3 protein-coding genes are annotated in these 3,394 nt (G+C 62.2%); 1 reads left to right on the forward strand and 2 read right to left on the reverse strand.

What is annotated here, in order from left to right:
* Window positions 1-44: 44 nt before the first annotated feature.
* On the reverse strand, window positions 45-845 hold the full coding sequence (gene hyi, locus B3F77_RS13240) for a hydroxypyruvate isomerase (RefSeq protein ID WP_293605399.1): 801 nt from the start codon (window positions 843-845) through the stop codon (window positions 45-47).
* 32 nt (window positions 846-877) lie between these two features.
* Window positions 878-2,674 carry a glyoxylate carboligase gene (gene gcl, locus B3F77_RS13245; protein WP_293605400.1) on the reverse strand — a complete coding sequence of 599 codons (1,797 nt, stop codon included), beginning with the start codon at window positions 2,672-2,674 and terminating at the stop codon, window positions 878-880.
* Window positions 2,675-2,794: 120 nt separating this feature from the next.
* Here gcl and B3F77_RS13250 point away from each other — a divergent pair.
* On the forward strand, window positions 2,795-3,394 hold a 600-nt coding region (locus tag B3F77_RS13250), incomplete at its 3' end, for a LysR family transcriptional regulator (protein ID WP_293605401.1).

The following is a 3,394-nucleotide window of genomic DNA, read 5'->3' on the forward strand; positions in this document are numbered from 1 at the left end:
GAATCGCATCCCTTTGGTAGCCAAAACTTCCTCTGTCAAAGCACTCAGCATAGACCAGCGGGCGGCTTGACCGTCAACGCGACAGAACCGTCGAGGCCAGCCTCGGTGGTGGTGGCAGGCTTGTATTCGCAACCGATCCAGCCCTTATAGCCGATGCGGTCCAGGTGGGCGAACAGGAAGGGGTAGTTGATTTCCCCCGTGCCCGGCTCATTGCGGCCCGGGTTGTCGGCGAGCTGGATGTGGCCAATGCGCGGCAGGTACTTCTGCATCGTCGCGGCCAGCTCGCCCTCCATGCGCTGCGCGTGGTAGATGTCGTACTGCACAAAGGCGTTGTCGACACCGACTTCATCCAGAATCGACACAGCTTGCACGGTGCGGTTGAGGTAGAAGCCGGGGATGTCGAAGGTGTTGATCGGTTCGATCAGCAAGCGCAAACCGGCTGTCTTGAGCTCGGCAGCCGCAAAGCGCAGGTTCTCGACGAAAGTCGAGCGTAGCAACTCGTCGGCCACTCCGGCCGGCGCCTTGCCGGCCAGGCAGTTGAGTTGCCCCACGCCCAACGCCTTGGCATACACGATGGCCTTGGCCACACCATCACGGAACTCGCTCACGCGGTCCGGGTGGCAGGCAATGCCGCGCTCGCCAGCCTCCCAGTCGCCGGCGGGCAGGTTGTGCAGTACCAGCTGCAGGCGGTTGGCCTCCAGCCGCTGACGAATCTCTTCGGCGGGATAGGCATAGGGGAAAAGAAACTCCACGGCCTCGAAGCCCGCTTGGGCGGCACGCTCGAAGCGGTCGAGGAACGGCACTTCGGTAAAAAGCATCGTGAGGTTGGCGGCGAAACGGGGCATAGTTATCTCCATTGTTTTCTGACGACGTTATATTATTCAAGCAAGCCGGCCAGCTCAAGCCCCTTGAGGCCCTCGGGATGGCGGCAGTCGATGTCCTCGAACTCGTTGATCTTGTCGATCTCGGTGCCCATGGCAATGTTGGTGACCTTTTCCAAAATCACTTCGACCACCACCGGCACGCGGTACTTCTGCGCCATGGCCTGGGCCTCGACCAGCGCCGCCTGGATTTTTTCCGGGTCGGTCACGCGCAGCGACTTGCAGCCCAAGCCCTGCACCACGGCCTGGTGATCCACGCCGTAGCTGCGCAGGTCGCCTTCGCCCTCGGGGACATTCTGGTTCTCGAACGCCAGCTGCACGCAGTAGTCCATTTCAAAGCCGCGCTGGCTTTGACGAATCAGGCCGAGGTAGCTGTTGTTCACCAATACCTGCACATAAGGCAGGCGGAATTGCGCGCCAACGGCCAGTTCTTCAATCATGAACTGGAAGTCGTAGTCACCCGACAGGCCGACCACCGTGCGGGATGGATCCGCAACGGCAACGCCCAGCGCTGCAGGAATCGTCCAGCCCAGCGGGCCAGCCTGGCCGCAGTTGATCCAGTTGCGCGGGCCGTACACGTGCAGGAACTGCGCGCCGGCAATCTGGCTCAGGCCAATGGTCGTGACGTAGGTGGTGTCGCGCGGAAACGCCTTGTTCATCTCCTCAAACACCCGCATCGGCTTGATCGGTGTTTCGGTGAAATGCGTCTTGCGGTGCATCAGCTTCTTGCGCTCGGTGCAGCGGCCGACCCAGTCGCTGAAATCCTTGAGCTTCTGCGCCGCCTTGCGCTCGCGCGCCACCTGAACGAACAGTTCCAGCGCGGCCTTGGCGTCGCTGACGATGCCGAAATCGGGCGTGAAGACGCGGCCGATTTGTGTCGGTTCGATGTCCACATGCACGAAGGTGCGACCCTTGCAGTACACCTCGGGCGAGCCAGTATGACGGTTGGCCCAGCGGTTGCCAATGCCCAGCACGAAGTCGCTGGCCAGCATGGTGGCATTGCCGTAGCGGTGGCTGGTCTGCAGGCCGACCATGCCGGCCATCAGCGGATGGTCGTCGGGAATCGTGCCCCAGCCCATCAGCGTCGGGATCACGGGAACGCCGGTCAGTTCGGCAAACTCGACCAGCAGGTCGGAGGCATCGGCATTGATGATGCCGCCGCCGGCCACGATCAGCGGTTTGCTGGAGGCCATCAGCATGTCCAGCGCTTTCTCGATCTGCTTGCGCGAGGCGGCGGGCTTGTAGACCGGCAGCGGCTCGTAGGTGTCGATGTCGAACTCGATCTCGGCCATTTGCACATCGAACGGCAAGTCGATCAGCACCGGGCCGGGGCGGCCCGAGCGCATCAGGTGGAAGGCCTGCTGGAAGGCGCGCGGCACCAGGCCGGGTTCGCGAACCGTGACCGACCATTTGGTCACCGGTTTGGAGATGCTTTCAATGTCCACCGCTTGGAAGTCTTCCTTGTACAACCGGGCGCGCGGCGCCTGGCCGGTGATGCACAGGATGGGAATCGAGTCAGCGATTGCCGAATACAGCCCGGTGATCATGTCGGTGCCGGCAGGGCCGGAGGTGCCGATGCACACACCGATGTTGCCGGCCCTGGCGCGGGTGTAGCCCTCGGCCATGTGCGAGGCACCTTCCACGTGACGCGCCAGAATGTGGGCAATCGAATTGCGCTCGCGCATTTGCGCATACAGCGGATTGATGGCGGCGCCCGGCACGCCAAAAGCCTGCGTGATGCCTTCCTTTTCCATTACCAATACTGCGGCCATTGCGGCCTTCATTTTTGCCATTGCTTGCTCCTTTGTTAGATGTCCGTATCATTCGCCCGCAGTGCCAGCTTGTGAACCTCATTGCATTGATAAGTCTTATTCCATGCAGGAATAAAAGCAAAATCCGATTACAGTCAGCCAATGGACCGAGTTACTGGCATTGCACTTTTTATCCGCGTGGTCGAAACCGGCAGCTTCAGCAAGGCCGCCATAGAGACCGGCATCACCCAGCCCACGGCGACCAAGGCCGTCGCCTCCATGGAGAAGCGCCTCGGTGCGCGGCTGCTACACCGTTCCACCCGGGGCGTGACGCCGACCGAGGTGGGTGCGCTGTATTACGACAAATGCAAGCTGATCGCCCGGGAGATCGACGAGGCGGACAACCTGGCAACGCTGCTGCAAAGCGAGGTCGGCGGCATGCTGCGCATCAGCACCTCGGTGGCCTTCGGGCGCCGCGTGGTGGTGCCGCTGGTATTGCGCTACATGGGCCGGCACCCTGACATCACGGTAGACCTGAGCTTTGACGACCGCTATGTGAACCTGGTCGAGCAAGGCGTTGACCTGGCAATCCGCATGGGCCCGATGGCTGACTCGACGCTGGGCGCGCGCTACTTGGGCACCAATCCGTGGGTGATGGTGGCCGCCCCGTCTTACCTGGCGGCGCGCGGCACGCCGCGCAGCGCGGCCGATCTGGCGCTGCACGCCTGCGTGGTGTACAGCAGCTGTCTCTTATACACATCT

It is taken from the genome of Polaromonas sp. UBA4122, assembly GCA_002381615.1.
GTDB lineage: Bacteria > Pseudomonadota > Gammaproteobacteria > Burkholderiales > Burkholderiaceae_C > Polaromonas.

Bases quoted from the DNA above. Each gene is read 5' to 3' on its own strand.
- gcl (WP_293605400.1), bottom strand. From the start codon at position 2,674: ATGGCAAAAATGAAGGCCGCAATGGCCGCAGTATTGGTAATGGAAAAG.
- hyi (WP_293605399.1), bottom strand. From the start codon at position 845: ATGCCCCGTTTCGCCGCCAACCTCACGATGCTTTTTACCGAAGTGCCG.